Origin of the sequence: Sinorhizobium sp. 7-81 (genome assembly GCF_030124405.1) — a bacterium.
Classification (GTDB): Bacteria; Pseudomonadota; Alphaproteobacteria; order Rhizobiales; family Rhizobiaceae; genus Sinorhizobium; species Sinorhizobium psoraleae.
In genome coordinates this window covers 811,214-826,451 of sequence record NZ_JASKLT010000001.1, presented here as the reverse complement: position 1 = coordinate 826,451, position 15,238 = coordinate 811,214, and the positions used below count along the sequence as shown (strand labels likewise).

The following is a 15,238-nucleotide window of genomic DNA, read 5'->3' as shown; positions in this document are numbered from 1 at the left end:
TTAGCGGGAGGCCGGCGTACCCGCCATCCGCAGCCAGCGTCCCGGCGAAAGGCCGAAGGCCTTCTTGAAATGGCGGCTCATATGCGCCTGGTCCGCGAAACCGGCATCCAGCGCGGCCTCTGCGGGCGATATTCCCCGTCGCAGGTCGGTCTTCACCGCCTCCAGGCGCCGTTGAACGAGATAGCGATAGGGGCTGGTGCCGAACAGACGCCGGAAATCGCGGTTCAGCCCCCAACGATCCCGGCCACTGATCGCCTCGAGCATATCGAGCGTGACCGTGCCCTCCGGCAAATCGTGGAGGTAGAGCCGCGCGCGTTCGGCTGAGCGGTAGTCCAGGACCCGACCAGGCGGCGAAGTGGCGCCGGCCGCAGCTTCGAGCGCATGAGCAAGTTCGAAAAGGCCGTCGCCGAACTCCAGCGCTTCGATGCGGGCGTCCGTCGCCGGAAGCAGCGCGCGAACGGCCGCAAAGAGCCGCGGATCGGGGGAAATGCCGCCCTTGATGAAGGGCAGCGGACGGCCGCCCAGAACGCTCTGAATAGCCGCCGGCTCGATGTAGATCATGCGATAGCGGAAACCGTCGTCGCTGCCCGCATGGCCATCGTGCAGTTCGTCGGGATGAAGCACCATCGTTCTGCCGGGAAGGCTGAAGCGGTCGGCGCCGCGATAGCGGAAGCTCTGGACGCCTGAAAGCGTCTGTCCGATAGCGTAGGTATCGTGCCGGTGCGGCTCGTAGGCGTGCCCGGCGAAGAACGCCTCGATGCGCTCGAACGGCACCGCGTCTTCGGCAACGGCAATTCAGTCGCGTCGCCGCCCAAGGGTCGGCGGTTCGATGATGCCTGCACCTGCGCTCGGTTGGCCGCTCGTCATGCCCTACGAGATACGGTAATTGCCGTCGATTGTCGATGCAATGCGGCCGCCGCGCGCGTCAGGCGGGTAGCGGCGACCATGAGAACGGCGATTCTTGTTATCCCGCGATCTTCGAGAAATCGGCGACCGCCCCGGTCGCAGAGCGGATGAGCCCCAGCAACGCCAGACGGTTGGCGCGGATCGCCGCGTCCTCGTCATTCACCAGGACGTCATCGAAGAATTGATCGACCGGCTCTCGCAGTCTCGACAACGCCGCCATGGCCGAGCGGAAGTCCTCTTTCACGATCGCGTCACGGGCATCGCCGGTTGCGATCTTGATCGATGCGTGAAGGGTCCTTTCGGCGTCGAGTTTGAACAGCCGTTCGTCGACGGAAGCGGCGACCTCCGTGCCCTTTTTCTCCTCCGCCGCCAGAATCTGCGTTGCACGCTTGGTGCCAGCCAGCAGGTTCTTCCCCTCTTCGGCCGTGATGAATGCCGTCAGAGCTTCGACGCGCCGCGCGATCAGCAGCAGATCGTCGGCGTCCGATGTCAACACCGCGTCGATCAGATCATAGCGGGCTCCGAGATCGCGCAGGTAGACTTTCAATCGGTCGTGGAAGAAGGCGAGAAGGTCGGCAGAAACATCGCCGGCGACCTCCGGCCTCTGTGCCTTGAGCCCCGCGAGCGCAACATCGAAAGCCGGCCGAAGCGACAGCCGCGTTTTACCTTCCAGAATGAGGCGGATCACGCCGAGTGCGGCGCGGCGCAACGCATAGGGATCTTTCGAGCCCGTCGGCTTTTCGTCGATCGCCCAGAAGCCGACGAGGGTGTCGAGCTTGTCGGCAAGCGCGACCGTCACCGCAATGGGGTCGGTCGGCACGCGATCGGAGGGACCTTGCGGCTTGTAATGATCCTCGATCGCATTGGCGACGGCGGCCGTTTCGCCCTGCAGCACCGCGTATTTATGACCCATGATGCCCTGGAGCTCAGGGAATTCCCCCACGGCCTCGGTGCGCAGATCCGCCTTGGCGAGCACGGCGGCGCGGTCGACCTGAGCCAGATCAGCACCGGTGACATTGGCAAGTTCTGCGGCCAGCGCACGGATGCGGGCGACGCGTTCGCCCTGCGTTCCGAGCTTAGCGTGGAAGGTCACGTTCAACGCATCGAGCTTTGCCATGCGCTGATCGAGCGGCTTCTTGAGGTCGAGTCCGAATTTCACCGCGGACAGCGTGAGCGTGTCGAGATCCGGCAAGTTGCCCTGGTCCCGCTTCCAGAAATGCGCCGCATCCGAAAGGCGCGCGCGCACAACCTTGCCGTTGCCGTGGACGATTTCCTTGCCACCGTCCTTGGCCTCGATATTCGACACGAGGATGAACTTGTTCGACAGCGTTTCGGCGCCCGGCTCGCGCGTGACGAAGCACTTCTGGTTGGTTTTGATCGTCAGGCGGATGATCTCCGACGGGATTTCGAGGTAGCTCTCCTCGAAGCTCCCCATCAGCACCTGCGGCCATTCGACGAGACCCGACACCTCCTCGAGCAGGCCATCGTCCTCGACGAGTTCAAGACCGCTGGCAAAGGCGACGTTGTGGGCGTCGGCGGCAATGATCTCCTTGCGGCGCTCGGCATCGAGCACGACTTTCGCCTTATCGAGCTTCTCGGCATAATCGGCGAATCGGCGAACGGTGATCGCCTCCGGCGCATGGAAGCGGTGACCGTAAGTCACGTTGGAGGCGACGATGCCGTCGAGCTCGAACGGAATTATCGTGGTTTCCTCCGTCTCGGAACCGAAGGTGCAGACGATCGACTGGAGCGGGCGGACCCAGCGCAGGCTTCCAGGTCTCGCGGAGGCGGCACCGGAGCGCATCGATTTCGGCCATGGGAAATTGCGGATGATCGGCGGCATTGCCTCGGCGATGATCTCCTCGGCCGGCCGGCCCGGCTTGAGGATATGAGCGACGTAAAATTCCCCCTTCTTCGGGTCGCTATGGACATGGGCCTCGCTGATGGAGGAAAGGCCCGCGCCACGCAAGAAGCCTTCGATCGCCTTTTCATTCGCGTCGGTGCGCGGGCCTTTCCGCTCCTCGCGAATATCGGCGGAGCGCGCATTCAGGCCGCGGATGTCGAGCGTCAGCCGGCGCGGCGTCCAGTATTCGCGCGCGCCTTCATAGGTCAGACCTGCTTCAACCAGCGCGTCCGTCACAAGCTTTTTCAGGTCGCCCGCCGCCTTGCGCTGCATGCGAGCGGGAATTTCTTCGGAGCGCAGTTCGATAAGAAGATCGGGCATGGGACTCTAGACTTTGTTCTGTTCCGGACGGTTGCGGCGGACTTAGCAAGCTCCGATGAAAAAGTCACCAAGCCCGGCAAGAAATCGGCCGCTAATCGGCACTACCAGCCGCCACCGCCGCCGCCACCACCGCCGCCTCCGGAAAAGCCTCCGCCGGAGGAAAAGCCCGAGGACGAGCTCTTGGGCGGCGGCGGCAAGGACGCGGTCATGGTATCCGCCATCGAACCGGCGAAACCGCCGATCCTGTCGCCGAACGAACCCGGGCCAAAGGAGTCGCCGTGATACCAGCTCGGTTGGTAGGCAGCGGCAGCAGCACCCGCGGACGCGGCAAGCAGCCAGCGGTCGAACGTCTCCGTCCATGGCTTTTCGACGCCGAGCGCCACTGCGTAGGGCAACAGTGTCTCGAAATGGCGGGGCGACATTTCCGGCGCGCCCTGAAGGTTCATCCGATCCTTCTCGGCGAGTGTCATGTACTGCCGGAGCCCCTCGATCCCGTCCATCATCCGTGCGCCAAGCGGGGTCGGCGCGCCCATAAGGAAGAAGAAGAGCACATTGACGAGCACGATGCCGCCAACCGCGAAGAGCAACGGCAGGTCGTCCGCGCCAGTTGCCGAGAAGACGATGGCAGCTAGGACTCCGGAAAATATCGTGAGGAACACGAATGCGAAGAAGGCCAGGACCACGATCGACATGATGCGGCGTGCGAGGCTCGATCCGCGCCGGAACGACTTGCCGAACGAGACGGCGAAAATCGAGACGAAAAAGGCGATGAAAACCGGCACGATGACCAGCGGAATGCTTTCCTCGCTCAGATCTCCGAAGATGAAGAGCGCCGCCAAGGCAAGCACGGAGAGCAGAACGCCGCCGACAATATAGGCTGTGTTGGCGCGATAGTACTTGCCGCGATGCTCCCGCTCGATCGAACTGCGGAACGCGGATCCCGCCGCCTCGACTTTCGTCCCGTTCGCCCGATCGATCGTGAGCTTGCCACCGGCCGTCCCGATCGCCTTCATCAACGTGGCCTCGCCGGTCGGCAGCTTTTCCGCTCCCGCCTTGCCCGTCGCGGTGATGACGATCGCCTTCTTCAGGTCCTCGAGAACGACGTGTCCCTTGACCGCCAGGCTGAGCGCAGCGGCCGACAGCGCCGTCCACCCCTCTCCGGAGAAACCCTTGTTGTCGACGTAATTTACCAGCGCCGGCGAAATGCCGTCCGGCGCATCCCAGCGCGGCACCATCACACCGCGCGCAGGATCCCGACCGACACGCACCCAGGCGCGCCCATAATAGAGCGTAACGAGGACCAAGCCTGCACCGGCAATGACCAGGGCCAGGTGATCACGCAGCCACCAGATGTTTTCCCGAGAGGCGCTTGGCCGGTCGATGCTGCCCTTCGGCAGCTTGACCGCGATCGTCAGGCCCTCCTGCGGGCGCAGCCGGCGCGTGGTGGCGAAGAAGATTTCGTCGCCCTCCTCCACCGCCCGAGCATCCTTTCCTGTCGCGCCGTAACCGCCAGTGAATACGTCGAGCGCTTGCGACTTCACGCCTTGCGGCAACGTCACGGTGGCCGTTGCCTCCTCTATCGGGAAGGCCCATTCGGTTCCTGTCACATTCCAGTAGAGTTCGTCGTGATCGTCGAAGAATCGTATTTGCCGACTGGTCTCGTAGGTAATCTGAAACGTGTGTTCACCACGTGGCAGAAGCACTTCGGCCTTGCCCGTGTAAATGCGGATGCCGCCGCTGATCGCCTCGGTACGGTAGGCTTCTTCCTCGCCGTCGCGCTCGACCGAGACGAGGTCGAAATCCACCTTGCTGTGGCGTCCGTTCGCGTCGACGAAGGTCAGCGGGAAATCGCGATAGATGCCGCGCTTTATCTGGTTGCCCTCGACATTGGCCGTGATCGTCTCGGTCACGGTGAGCGTGCCGTCCTTCGCGACCTCGATGACCGAATGGTAGGACGAGATAATCTCTTCCGCGGATGCAGCCGACGGCCAAGCAAACACGAGAAGAACAAGCGCAAGGGCTGCGGAAAACCGCTTCATCGCAATTTCCTTTTCCGCACCGTCAGAATTTGACCGATGGCACTGCCCGATCCGCTTCGTTGGTGATCTCGAAATAGCTGGCCTTAGCAAAGCGGAAGGCGTTGGCGATCAGATTGGACGGGAAACTCTCGACCTTGACGTTGAGGTCACGGGCTGCGCCGTTGTAATAGCGCCGCGACATCTGGATCTCGCCCTCGATCGTCTCCAGCGAGCGCTGGAGTTCCACGAAATTTTCGTTGGCCTTGAGATCCGGATAGGCTTCGGCGAGAGCAAAGAGCTTGCCGAGCGCCTGCGAAAGCGCCCCTTCCACCGCCGCACGGGCGGTGACATCGCCCTGCGGCAACGCTTGGGCTCGATTGCGCAATGCGACGATCTCCTCGAGCGTCGACTTTTCGTGCGCCGCATACCCCTTCACAGTCTCGATCAGGTTGGGGATCAGATCGGCGCGCCGCTTCAATTGCACATCGATGCCGGACCAAGCCTCTTCGGCGACCTGCCGCGCCTTCACGAGGCCGTTATAGACAAAAACCAGATACAGGATCACCGCGACGCCGATTGCCAGCCCAATCATGAAAGCCCCTCCTTGAGAATCCGCCAGAGATTAGCCGCCGGCTTTTCAGCTTGAAAGGCATTTTTGCAATCAAAGCAACGAGTGAGCGCGAAGTTGGGAAGCGGCCCGTCGGCTCGACGCCGAGTGCAAAACCCTTCAATCGGGATATTCACGGCCGGCAGAAATGAAGCTGTTCCGCCGGGAACGGCGGCGAAACCAGCGATCGGCGAAAGTCGTCTTATCGAAGAACTCAAGACGCAAAGCCCACGGCCATGAATACGCTCTCTACTCTCATCAACGCGATCGCCTTCACAGCCCTCTTCGTTGCGTACGAGGGCGGAAGCCATAGCGACAGGCCGAGCGGCGTGCGTCGGGCGCTACAGACCTACGCCGGACAAGGATCCTCCGGTGCATTTCCAGTAACGGGTTTTCTGTGGTCGGATTCGCGCCCTTGCGAGCGATCTGATCGCTCGCCCGAATGCCCGGAGCTGGCCGCCCGCACGAACGAGATGGACGAAATCCGGCAGCCCACCGACTATGCTGCTTCCCTGCTCCAGTTGGCGCCGCCGGCGTCAGTCAGCAGGAACGCCTCGCCGCAGGCCTTTGCCAGCGTGCGAACGCGCAAGATATAGCTCTGGCGCTCGGTGACGGAGATCACGCCCCGCGCATCCAGCAGATTGAATACGTGGCTCGCCTTGATGCACTGGTCATAGGCCGGGAAAACGCATTTATGCAGGCGGTTATTGCTGCTGTCGCCGGGCGCGCCGGCGGCAAGCAGAGCCAAACATTCCTTTTCGGCGTCGATGAAATGCTGGTGGAGCATCGTCGTGTTGGCATATTCGAAATTGTGCCGCGAATATTCCTGCTCGGCCTGCAGGAAAACGTCGCCATAGCTGATCTTTTCGGCACCCTCGCGACCGTTGAAATTCAGGTCGTAAACATTGTCGACACCCTGGACATACATGGCCAGGCGCTCCAGACCATAGGTCAGCTCGCCGGCAACGGGCGAGCATTCGATTCCGCAGACCTGCTGGAAATAGGTGAACTGCGACACTTCCATGCCGTCGCACCAGCATTCCCAGCCGAGACCCCAGGCGCCGAGCGTCGGGCTCTCCCAATCATCCTCGACGAAGCGGATGTCGTGCAGCAGAGGGTCGAGGCCGATCGCCTCGAGCGAGCCGAGGTAGAGTTCCTGCAGGTTGGACGGATTCGGCTTCAGAAGCACCTGGTACTGGTAGTAGTGCTGAAGCCGGTTCGGGTTCTCGCCGTAGCGTCCATCGGTCGGGCGACGTGACGGCTGAACGTAAGCCGCACGCCACGGCTTCGGCCCGAGCGCGCGCAGCGTCGTCGCCGGATGAAATGTACCGGCGCCAACCTCCATGTCGTAAGGCTGCAGCACGGCGCAACCCTTGTCGGCCCAGTAGTTGTGCAGCGTCAGGATCAGGGCCTGAAAGGAGCGCTTCGGGTTCATGTGGTCCGGAAGGGAGGCGGTGGTCATGGGATCGTCCGAATTCTTCGAAATTTGCCGGACAGGTGCCATGCCGCACGGCAAGGGTCAAGCGTCTTGCCCGATCCCGTGTCCTGGTCCAGTCAGGGATAAGGCGTGAACCTTCACTCGTCGTCGCGCTTCAGGCGGTATTCTCCGGTCTTCGGGTCCTTGACAAGGGTTCCATTGGCACCTGTCTGTTGCTCGCGGCGCAGCCGCTCGCGCTGCCGCGCCAGCTTCTCGGCGTCGGCAATGAATTTCCGATATCCGATCCAGGCGATAATACCGACAATCAGGAGCAGGATAATCTGCGGCATCGTTCCTCCTCTGCACGCTTCATCCGATCGAACGCGGTGCCGGCGAAGCAATGCAGCCTTTCAAAGTGTAACAGCGACCCTGTACGCCTGACCAGATGCGAGGGTGGAGGAGCCGGATCTAAAGCCCGTATCGCGCCCACAGCGCCCTTTCTTCGAGTGCGTCGGCGAGGCCCGCGGCGGCCGACGCGGCCAAGGGCGCCGCGATTGCACCGGCGACGGCCGCACCCGGTTGGCGGCGGCCGAAGAGACTGCGTGCCGGCTGGATCAATTCGAGCCGCGCTTTTGCCCCATAACGTCTCTTCACCTCTCCGCGCATGTCGCCGAGAGCGTCGACGAGACCGAGTTCCTGCCCCCGCCGGCCTGTCCAGAAAAGGCCGGAAAAAATATCGGGATGATCTGCGAGAAGGGTCCCCCGGCGGGTCTTCACCATCTGGATGAACGTGTCGTGGATCTCGATCTGCAAGCTCTTGAGGAACTCGACGTCACGCTCCTTTTCCGGCTGGAACGGATCAAGCACCACCTTGTTTTCGCCGGCCGTGTAGACACGCCGTTCGACGCCGATCTTCTTCAGGAGTTCCGGGAAACCGAAGCCGCCGGAGACGACACCGATCGAGCCGACGATCGAAGTCGGATCGGCGATGATCTCGTCGCCGGCAAGCGCGATCATGTAGCCGCCGGACGCGGCCACGTCCTCGACGAAGATCAGAACGCGTTTTCTCTTTTCTTCGGCGAGGTCGCGGATGCGCTGGTAAATCAGGCGCGACTGAACCGGCGAGCCACCAGGCGAATTGATGGAGATGGCAACGGCCGGCGCGTCCTTGAGCGAGAAGGCCTTTTCCAAAAGCGGGGCGACGGTCGCGAGATTGAGGACCGGGCGAAACTGGCCGCCGCCGGCCATGATCGCGCCGTGAAGCCGAATCGCCGGAATCGTCACACCGTCCCTGCGAAACCGTCTCGGCATCAGCCTTTTAAAGAATCCGGCCATTTCAACTCCTGCCAGTCACAAACCTGATCTGCATGTATGCACTGCCGTCACAAACGCAATGCCCGTTTTCGCGCCTTGCGTCTTATTGCCGGCGGCGATAGGCAGCGCGCCCATTGTTGAGGTCATCCACCTCCTGAGAAAAGCGGTGTGTTCCCTCGTCATGCATCACGAGCGGCGCGCGCAGGGCCAGTCGCTTGCGGCTCTGCTTGATCGCCGTCACGAGGATGCGTACGGCATTCTCGCCCGCACGTGGAAGAAGCGGCGTGATCTCTATACCTCCGAAGCGCCGACCGCATGCCGCGATGATCTCGGCGATCGATTCCGGCCGGGCAATGAGAGACAGCTGTCCGCCCGGCTTCATGATCGCCCCGGCGGTCTTGATCCACGCCTCGAAAAGATCGTCGGTCATCGCGTGAGCCTCTGCCTTGAGACTGTCCGGCGTCTTCCGGTCCGCGGCGTCGTTGAACGGCGGGTTCATGATCACGTGATCGAAGGCGTCATCCGGCAGGCCGGCGGCGGAGCGTGCCTTGCCGCTCAGCGACACGTCGGCCTCGAGCACCGAGACTCGTGATGCGAAGTGTGCATTCTCTGGCAATGCGAGGCTGCGGCGGGCAAAGCCGGCCATGATGGCCGAACGCTCCACCAGCAGCACTTCAGCCTCGTCGATCCGCGAGGCGACCGCCATGCCGGCGGCGCCCGCACCGGCGCCGAGGTCTGCCACGCGGCAACGGTCGCGGCAGGACACGAGGGAGGAGAGCAGCATCGCATCCATGCCGGCTCGATGGCCCTGGCCGAGCGGCTGAATCAGGTGGAACCTACCCCGATGGAACGCATCCACCGTTTCCGGCATCGTCGTCATTGCCCCGCCCTTCCAAAGGGAAGGTCGCGAGCGGTTCGCAGAAAGGCCAAAGTCACTGCCGCAATTCCCTCTCCAGGCCCGCATCGATCAGGATCCGCCGCGCCCTGTCGGCATCATCATCCGCAACCAGGAAACGGCGCGGCAAAAGTCCCAGCGAACCCTCCAGGATGCTCATGCCCTGATCGGCAATAAAGCAGCCAATGCCGGCGTCCTTCATCAGGCTTTCGGCAAAGGAGAGAAGTACGGCGTCGTTCGTGCGGATCAGTTCCTTCATCCGGCTCGGTTTTCCTGTCTTATTTCAAGCAAGCGGGGCAATTCGCCTCTTGCCGCCTGAAAGCCCTCTTTCTATTGTCCAAATCGACAACGAAACAGGAGTCCGGGCGTTGGGCGTAGTGATACCGCTGGAAGACAAGAAAAACAAACAGGCGTCTGTGAAGCCGCTCGTCGACCTGACCATGTCCGACATGGAACGGGTCAACCAGCTCATCCTGTCCAAGGCCGGCTCCGATGTCCAGATGATACCGGAGGTCGCCAACCATCTGATTTCGTCCGGCGGCAAACGCCTGCGCCCCATGCTGACGCTCGCCGCCGCCTCGATGTTCGGCTACGAGGGCGACGCCCACATCAAGCTCGCGACCAGCGTCGAATTCATGCACACGGCAACGCTGTTGCACGACGATGTCGTCGACGAAAGCGATCTCCGGCGTGGAAAATCGACGGCACGCACGATCTGGGGCAACCAGGCAAGCGTGCTCGTCGGCGACTTCCTGCTCGGTCAAGCGTTCCGCATGATGGTCGATGTCGGTTCGCTCGAGGCGCTCGACGTGCTTTCGACGGCAGCCTCGGTCATTGCCGAGGGCGAAGTCCTGCAGCTTTCGGTCGCCAAGAACATGGAGACGACCGAAGACGACTACCTGCAGGTCATCCGCGCCAAGACGGCGGCACTCTTCGCCGCGGCAGCGGAAGTCGGACCGATCGTTGCGGCAACCAGCAAGGCGGACCGCAACGCGCTGAAGTCCTACGGCATGAACCTTGGTCTCGCCTTTCAATTGGTCGACGACGTCCTCGACTACGGCGGCTCCTCGATCGATCTCGGCAAGAACATCGGCGATGATTTCCGCGAAGGCAAGATCACGCTGCCGGTCATTCTTTCCTATCGGCGCGGCACGCCGGAGGATCGCGCCTTCTGGCGGGAAGCCATCGAAGGCGGCAACAACGACGGCCCAAATCTGGAAAAAGCGCTCGGCCTCATCCGGCGCTATGGCGGGCTTACCGACACGATTGCGCGTGCGCAGCATTATGGCACGATCGCGCGTGACGCCCTTGCACCGTTGCCGGCGTCCCCCTGGAAGTCAGCACTGGTCGAAGTGATCGATTTCTGCATCGATCGGGTAAGCTAGACCGGCAGGCAATTCACTTTAGGAATTTCTTGCCGCATTGCGCCAAAAAAGCCATTCTGTTCCTCAAAACTTGCTTCCGGCAATTTCCGATCGATTTCCGGAACAACCAGCGATGGTGTGGCAAACGCACCGTCGGCAATGAAAGGTTTGATATGCGGCAAAATACACTCCTTCGCCTTCTTGGCGGCGCGGCACTGCTGGCCCTTGCATCGGCGACCGGCAGCTATCAGGCCTTCGCCGAGGAAAAGGCGGCGGTCGAAGACGCGAAACCTTTCGACATCAAATCCGTCGACACGTTTTCCGGCGCCTTTCTTGCCGCCCGCACGGCCGATGTGGATCGCGACTTCGCCTCAGCAACCGAACTTTACAAGATCGCTCTGCAGTTCGAACCGAACAACAGCGACGTCAAGCAGCGGCTGATGATCACGCTGCTCATGGCAGGCAAGCTTGACGACGGCGTCAAGATCGCGGAGGACCTGAAGTCCGACCCGGCCGTCGAACGCATCACGACGGTCGTCCGTGCGATCGAAGCGATCCGTAAGCGCGAATACCGCAGCGCCCAAAAGCTGCTGGCCTATGACGGCCCGAACGATCTCGACCGGCTGATGAATACGCTTCTGTCCTCATGGGCGAAGTTCGGCCAAGGCCGGCCGAAGGAGGCGCTGGCGCAGATCAAGGCGCTTGACGGCCCGGAATGGTTCCGTGTTTTCAAGAATTATCACGCCGGTGCGATCGCACTTGCCGCCGGCGACAAGACAACGGCCCGCGCACGCCTCAACGACGCCATTCTCGACCGCGAAGGCGGCAGCGCCGCCCCGGACACGTTCATGCGTGCGGTAGAGGCGCTCGCCCGTTTCGAAGCTCGTGAGGGTAACAAGCAAAAGGCCCTGGATACGATCGCCGTCGGCGAAGGCATGGTCAACAACTACACGCCGCTCGAGGCGCTGAGAAAGAGTATCGAGGAAGGCAAGCCCCAGGAGCAGCAGGTTCGCAACGCCGTGCAAGGCGCCGCAGCGGTGCTCTTTTCGATCGGAGGCGCGCTCAACCGCGAAGGCGCCGAAGACGTCGTCTCGCTCTATTTGCAGACCGCACGCCAGCTTGATCCGGAAAGTGCCGACATTCTCGTCATGCTCGGCGGGATTGCCGAAAACCTGAAGAAGGACGAGGAGGCGATCGCGCTTTACAAGAGCGTGCCGGAAGGCTCGCCGATGCGCCGCCTCTCCGAGCTTCAACTCGGACTTAGCCTTGCCAGCATCGGCAAGGTCGAAGAGGCAAAGAAGCACCTGAGAGCGCTGATCGACGTCGATCCCAAGAATATCCGCAGCTATCTCGCCTATGGCAGCGTTCTGTCGGACGCCAAGGACTACAAGGAGATGGGCGAACTTTACGACCGAGCCGTCGCGGCCATCGGTCCCGTGCCGAAGCGCGGCGACTGGACCGTATTCTTCCAGCGCGGCATCGCCTACGAGCGGCAGAAGATCTGGGAGAAGGCGGAACCGAATTTCCGCAAGGCGCTGGAGCTCAATCCGGATCAGCCGCAGGTCCTGAACTATCTCGGCTACTCCTGGGTCGACATGAACATAAACCTCGAAGAGGGCCTCGACATGATCCGCAAGGCGGTCGAGCTCAAGCCCGATGACGGCTACATCGTCGATTCGCTCGGTTGGGCGTATTTCCGCATGAACCGGTTCGATGATGCCGTGACCGAACTCGAGCGCGCCGCCGAACTGATGGCTGGCGACGCCACGATCAACGACCACCTCGGCGATGCTTACTGGCGGGTCGGGCGCAAGCTCGAAGCGGTGTTCCAATGGAACCAGGCACTTGAGCTGAAACCCGAGGAAGCGGAAATTCCGAAGATCAAGGCGAAGATCGAAAACGGCTTGCCGCCGCTCAAGGCGCGGGTTCCGGCCGCGGCTGACGCCAAGGAAACATTGCCGAAGAAGACAGGTCCCGGGACCGCGACACCGGACAAGAAATCCTGAGGATATGCGGCTGGACGGCATTCCGGGTTTCGCGCTGACATGCGCGGCGCCTGCCAAAATCAATCTGGCGCTGCATGTAATTGGCCAGCGTGCCGACGGCCACCATCTTCTGGAAAGCCTGGTTACGTTCGCGGATTGCGGCGACCGGATCGGCCTTGCGGCGGCGGACGCCGACCGTTTCACCGTGTCGGGGCGCTTCTCGGGCGGTCTGCCGCTTTCGGCGGAAGGCAAGGACGGCAATCTGGTGCTGCGGGCGCGCGACCTGTTGCGGCGGGAGCTCGCGTCGCGCAGCATCGCCGCCGGCCCGGTTCATCTCCATCTCGAAAAAAACCTGCCCGTCGCCTCCGGTATCGGCGGCGGCTCGGCAGATGCGGCAGCCACTCTGTCGGGTCTGCTGTTGCTATGGAGGGCGTCGGTCGAGCCGCCAACGCTCGATGCCATTGCCCTCGAACTCGGCGCGGATGTGCCGATGTGCCTCGATGGCGGGCCGCTTCTTGCCAAGGGAATCGGCGAAGAGATTAGCCCCCTTCCCGATCTGCCGTCCTTCGCGATCGTCCTCGTCAATCCGCTGGTCGCCGTTTCGACGCCAGTGATCTTCCGGACACTGGTCAACAAGACGAATCCACCGCTCATCCTACCGCAAGGAATAGCCACAGCTGCGGACTGGTTGTCGGCCATGGCCGATATGCGCAACGATCTGGAGGTGCCCGCGCGCAGGCTCGCTCCGGTGATCGACGACGTGTCGGGTGCCCTAAGCGCGGCGGGCGCCACGCTTGTGCGCATGTCCGGCTCTGGCGCCACCTGCTTCGGGCTATTCGAGAGCGACGAAAGAGCGCAGCAGGCCGCTGACCGCATTTCCGCCAGCCAGCCAGAGTGGTACGTTTGCGCCGCTCGAACCACGGGGGAAGGAGGATAACACCCAATGCCTGTCATCGATGAAAGCCGCCCGTTCATTCCCGTCGGCATTGCAGTGCTCACGGTATCCGACACGCGCACACGCGCGAACGACAAGTCGGGAGATACGCTCGAGGCACGCATACGCGAGGCCGGCCATCGGGTTGAAGCGCGAGCGATCGTCCCGGACGACCGGCAGAAGATCTACGACCAAGTTAAGACCTGGACGCTGGATGAGGCAATCGACGTGGTCATTACCACCGGAGGCACCGGCTTTACCGGCCGCGACGTGACGCCGGAGGCGCTGGAGCCGCTCTTCGAAAAGCGCATGGACGGCTTTTCCGAAGTGTTCCACCGGATCTCCTACGAGAAGATCGGCACGTCGACGATCCAGTCGCGGGCTACTGGCGGCGTCGCCAACGCGACTTTCGTCTTCGTTCTGCCCGGATCGCCGGGCGCCTGCAAGGATGCCTGGGATGGCATCCTGAAGCAGCAACTCGACTATCGGCACATGCCCTGCAATTTCGTTGAAATCATGCCGCGCTTGGACGAGCACCTGCAGCGCGGCTGACGCGCTCGCCGGACCCGCCTTGAGATTTTCGTCGTCCAGCCCTGAGGTTGTTCCCTTCGAAACAGCGGGCCTCAAACGGACTCGGTAAATTCCTCACCGTCAGTTGGCGCGAGATGGTCAAAGGGCACACTGATCATGCATCTCAAGCGCAGCGAAGACAAATCTTCCCGACCACGCTGGCGGGAAGAGCAGGAGGCATACGACGTGCCGTCCATTGGATTGCATGGCCATTCATTTAGCTAGCAAGGTCATTTGAGAGCCGCTTCCGGGGGGTGCCGCTGACAAGACAGGCACCCCATTCTCGCGGCCGATAGATGGTCTGCCGCTACTCCGCAGCCGGTCTGCTGGCGGCCGCCACCCATGCGGGAACAAGCTCGGTCGCCAGTTTGCGCACTGCACGAACATTCACCATGTCGCTCAGCCGCATGTTCGCGCGGGCAACGGCGATCGCATCACGCTTTTGCATCAAAAACCCTGTCTCGAGCGGCCTGGCTCTGCGCGACAGGCGGCTTAACAGCGAGCGACGATGGATTCGCGAAGGAGAAAATCGCGCCGGGTTTTTGTTGAGCGACACATATTCGAGAAGTTCGTCGACCCATCTCCCCGTTGGCCGTGCGCCAGGTTCCAGGAACATCAGCCACTCCCCTCGGGCCGAACGGACGATTTCGCCCAAGTCCCAACTGACACAGAAGCGGCATCCGGCAGCATCCGCTACACGCAGCGAACCGTCTTTCGAACCGTGATCGAGAATGATGACGTCGCTGACGAGGCCCTCCACGGCGCCAGTAACAAGCACAGACAGCGTCTGCACGAGTTCGGCCTCGTTGTCCTGGGTTTCCATGATGATCGTCAGCATAGCCGTTCCTACCGCATTGCACTGCCAAATGCTACCCATCGGGCGTTGCCCCTTCGGCGCTCTCTATGCCACTCCCCGTTCGCTTCACATTCGCGAGTTTTGTTCTTGCTTTGTTCTGTTTTCTGCGATAGGAAAATAATCAGGACGAAACGGAGCACCGTCTGTT

At 62.1% G+C, this 15,238-nt stretch carries 15 protein-coding genes; 4 read left to right on the top strand and 11 right to left on the bottom strand.

Annotation, left to right across the window (positions count from 1 at the left end; all coding sequences use genetic code 11):
* The 9 genes from QN224_RS33835 to QN224_RS03915 form a co-directional block, all read right to left on the bottom strand.
* Entirely contained in the window at window positions 1-774 is a 774-nt protein-coding gene (locus QN224_RS33835) for an AraC family transcriptional regulator (protein ID WP_283975612.1), read from the bottom strand.
* A 190-nt stretch (window positions 775-964) separates the two neighbouring features.
* Window positions 965-3,130 carry a glycine--tRNA ligase subunit beta gene (gene glyS / locus QN224_RS03950; RefSeq protein WP_283975611.1) on the bottom strand — a complete coding sequence of 722 codons (2,166 nt, stop codon included), beginning with the start codon at window positions 3,128-3,130 and terminating at the stop codon, window positions 965-967.
* A 101-nt stretch (window positions 3,131-3,231) separates the two neighbouring features.
* A complete protein-coding gene (locus QN224_RS03945; RefSeq protein ID WP_283975610.1) occupies window positions 3,232-5,169 on the bottom strand; it encodes a DUF2207 domain-containing protein in 1,938 nt (645 codons plus the stop codon).
* A 22-nt stretch (window positions 5,170-5,191) separates the two neighbouring features.
* Window positions 5,192-5,740, bottom strand: a complete 549-nt coding sequence (locus tag QN224_RS03940; RefSeq protein WP_283975609.1) for a LemA family protein — start codon at window positions 5,738-5,740, stop codon at window positions 5,192-5,194.
* A 514-nt stretch (window positions 5,741-6,254) separates the two neighbouring features.
* Window positions 6,255-7,217, bottom strand: a complete 963-nt coding sequence (locus QN224_RS03935) for a glycine--tRNA ligase subunit alpha (RefSeq protein ID WP_173510672.1) — start codon at window positions 7,215-7,217, stop codon at window positions 6,255-6,257.
* 113 nt (window positions 7,218-7,330) lie between these two features.
* Window positions 7,331-7,522, bottom strand: coding sequence for a hypothetical protein (locus QN224_RS03930; RefSeq protein WP_283975608.1), 192 nt, complete (start codon window positions 7,520-7,522; stop codon window positions 7,331-7,333).
* 118 nt (window positions 7,523-7,640) lie between these two features.
* A complete protein-coding gene (locus QN224_RS03925; RefSeq protein WP_283975607.1) occupies window positions 7,641-8,507 on the bottom strand; it encodes a S49 family peptidase in 867 nt (288 codons plus the stop codon).
* Window positions 8,508-8,589: 82 nt separating this feature from the next.
* Window positions 8,590-9,366: a tRNA1(Val) (adenine(37)-N6)-methyltransferase gene (locus QN224_RS03920; RefSeq protein ID WP_283975606.1), complete on the bottom strand. Its 777-nt coding sequence runs from the start codon at window positions 9,364-9,366 to the stop codon at window positions 8,590-8,592.
* A gap of 52 nt (window positions 9,367-9,418) precedes the next feature.
* Window positions 9,419-9,640, bottom strand: a complete 222-nt coding sequence (locus tag QN224_RS03915) for a DUF2007 domain-containing protein (RefSeq protein ID WP_173510676.1) — start codon at window positions 9,638-9,640, stop codon at window positions 9,419-9,421.
* A gap of 109 nt (window positions 9,641-9,749) precedes the next feature.
* On the opposite strand from QN224_RS03915, the gene QN224_RS03910 reads away from it, so the two are divergent.
* A complete protein-coding gene (locus tag QN224_RS03910) occupies window positions 9,750-10,766 on the top strand; it encodes a polyprenyl synthetase family protein (RefSeq protein WP_173510677.1) in 1,017 nt (338 codons plus the stop codon).
* On the opposite strand, the gene QN224_RS03905 is transcribed toward QN224_RS03910, so the two are convergent.
* Complete coding sequence (locus QN224_RS03905; protein WP_173510678.1) at window positions 10,763-10,927, bottom strand: hypothetical protein; 165 nt, start codon at window positions 10,925-10,927, stop codon at window positions 10,763-10,765. The genes QN224_RS03910 and QN224_RS03905 overlap by 4 nt on opposite strands.
* On the opposite strand from QN224_RS03905, the gene QN224_RS03900 reads away from it, so the two are divergent.
* The 3 genes from QN224_RS03900 to moaB are packed head-to-tail and all read left to right on the top strand — an operon-like array spanning window position 10,919 to window position 14,216.
* Window positions 10,919-12,751 (top strand): tetratricopeptide repeat protein, encoded by a 1,833-nt coding sequence (locus tag QN224_RS03900; RefSeq protein WP_283975605.1) that lies wholly within the window; start codon window positions 10,919-10,921, stop codon window positions 12,749-12,751. The two genes, QN224_RS03905 and QN224_RS03900, sit on opposite strands and share 9 nt — an antisense overlap.
* 4 nt (window positions 12,752-12,755) lie before the next feature.
* Window positions 12,756-13,667, top strand: a complete 912-nt coding sequence (locus QN224_RS03895; protein ID WP_283975604.1) for a 4-(cytidine 5'-diphospho)-2-C-methyl-D-erythritol kinase — start codon at window positions 12,756-12,758, stop codon at window positions 13,665-13,667.
* Between the two features lie 6 nt (window positions 13,668-13,673).
* Window positions 13,674-14,216 carry a molybdenum cofactor biosynthesis protein B gene (gene moaB, locus QN224_RS03890; protein WP_173510681.1) on the top strand — a complete coding sequence of 181 codons (543 nt, stop codon included), beginning with the start codon at window positions 13,674-13,676 and terminating at the stop codon, window positions 14,214-14,216.
* A 325-nt stretch (window positions 14,217-14,541) separates the two neighbouring features.
* Here moaB and QN224_RS03885 read toward each other — a convergent pair whose 3' ends face one another.
* On the bottom strand, window positions 14,542-15,072 hold the full coding sequence (locus tag QN224_RS03885; RefSeq protein WP_283975603.1) for a glycosyl transferase: 531 nt from the start codon (window positions 15,070-15,072) through the stop codon (window positions 14,542-14,544).
* Between the last annotated feature and the right edge of the window lie 166 nt (window positions 15,073-15,238).